This window comes from Tabrizicola sp. (assembly GCF_051645465.1).
GTDB lineage: Bacteria > Pseudomonadota > Alphaproteobacteria > Rhodobacterales > Rhodobacteraceae > Tabrizicola.
Genome location: NZ_JBOFBI010000156.1, coordinates 1 through 2,029, shown reverse-complemented (window position 1 = coordinate 2,029; position 2,029 = coordinate 1). Strand labels below are relative to the sequence as shown.

At 64.3% G+C, this 2,029-nt stretch carries 2 protein-coding genes; both read left to right on the top strand.

The window, feature by feature from the left end; all coding sequences use genetic code 11:
* Positions 1-1,788: polysaccharide biosynthesis protein (locus ACRCSW_RS09905; protein ID WP_438704679.1), on the top strand; the 1,788-nt coding region annotated here is incomplete at its 5' end.
* On the top strand, positions 1,785-2,029 hold a 245-nt coding region (locus ACRCSW_RS09900; RefSeq protein WP_438704677.1), incomplete at its 3' end, for a hypothetical protein. The genes ACRCSW_RS09905 and ACRCSW_RS09900, both read left to right, overlap by 4 nt.

Genomic DNA, 2,029 nt, shown 5'->3' with positions numbered 1-2,029 from the left:
AAGGGAGTGGGCCTCGTGACGCTGCTGCTTTATCTCTACGCGGGCCAGATGGGCTGGGTCGGCGGCGTGCCGGTGTCGATCCATGTTTTGCAGTTCCTGATCGCCATCCCGGCGCTGGCAGGCCTGCGTCTGACGGCGCGGCACAGAGAGTTGGTGCGTCGGCTGCGTGTGAAGACGCGCGCCGAGGCCCGCAGCCCGGTGCTGCTGGTGGGAACCGGACCCAATGCTGATCTTTTCGTACGCTCGTTACGGACGCCGGGGGCAAGTTTCACCCTGATGGGAATCATCGACGACGTGCGGGATACGCGCGGCCTGTTCTTCCACGATGTCGAGATCCTTGGTTCGGTGCTGGAACCCGACCGGGTGATCGAGGGCCTCAGGCTTGGCAACCTGTTGCCGCAACGGGTGTTTCTGTCCGAGCCCTTGACCCACTTCGACAGCCTCGGTATCGGCAAGATCGTCGCCTGGGCCGAGGCACATGGCATCCCGGTGTCCCCGCTGCCCCGGATCAGCGACAGCGAACCCCTCGGTACGGTTGCAGGCGGCAGGCCGCGCTCTGTTGATCCCGAAGAGATTCTCGACCGGCCGCAAAAGGCAGTCGAACGCTCGATGCTGCGCAATTTGATACAGGGGCAGCGCGTCTTGGTCACCGGCGCTGGCGGTTCCATCGGAAGTGAGTTGACCCGGCAGATCGCCTCGTTCGACCCATCCGAATTCATCTTGATCGAACACAGCGAACTGAACGCCTACACCATAGACATGGATCTGGCGCGGCACTTCCCCGGCGTGCCCCGTCGCATCTACGTAGCCTGCATCCGCGATGCTGCCCGGGTCGACGCAATCTTCGACCGGCACCAGCCCGAGTTGGTGTTCCACGCCGCCGCGCTGAAGCATGTGCCGATGGTCGAGGCGAACCCGTGCGAGGGGGTGCTGACCAACATCGTCGGCACGCGCAACATCGCCGACGCGGCCCGCCGCGTCAGGGCGATTGCGATGGTGCAGATCTCCACCGACAAGGCCGTGAATGCCACCAGCGTCATGGGTGCGACCAAGCGCGTGGCCGAATTCTATGTGCAGGCGCAGGACCGCATCACCTCGGAAACCGACGAGCGCACGCGCTTCTTCTCGGTCCGGTTCGGCAATGTGTTGGGCTCTTCGGGCTCGCTAGTGCCGCTGTTCCAGCAACAGATCCAGCACGGTGGGCCGCTGACCGTGACCGACGCGCGTATGACCCGCTTTTTCATGACAATCCGCGAGGCGGTGCAGCTATCGCTGGTGGCAGCCGCCAAAGGGCTGGCCAACCGCGTCGGCCACGGCGAGATCTTCGTCTTTGACATGGGCGAGCCGGTGGCGATTGTAGATGTCGCCCGGCGGATGATCCGGCTTGCCGGGCTGGAACCTGGCAAGGATATCGAAATCAGGTTCATCGGCATCCGCCCGGGCGAAAAGCTGTTTGAGGAGCTATTTGACCGGGCCGAACCGCACAAGGATAGCGGCATCCCCGGCGTGCAATCAGCGGTTCCAGTTGGCGTGGCGATGCCAAAGCTGCGGGCGGCGATCCGGCGGATCGAGATCGCGGCGCGCGCGGGTGACGAGGCTGCGGTTAAGGCATCGCTCAGGGAACTGGTGCCCGGCTATCTGTCCGGGAACGAAATTCAGGGGGACAAACTTGCGGGCGACGACCCCGCCATCTCACACCCTTCCGATGTTAAGCAGCCCGAGATGACGCTCGCGTCCGATCCAATAAGGGACACAGTCGCCCGGCGACAGATGGCGGGGTCGCTATGACCTTGCTGTCCGATCACCTGATGACCCAGCCGCGCGCCGAGCATGGTCCGCGCCGGGATCGCCTCTTCGCCGTGCCGGGCGAGCAGGGACGCAAGGTGGTGTTGATCGGCAGCCTGGCCTGGTCGCTCGTGAATTTCCGGCTGGACCTGATGCGGCGGATGATCGCCTTGGGCCATTCCGTCATCGCCGTTGCCCCTGACATCGACGCCGATACCCGCAGCCGGCTGGATTCAGAAGGCAT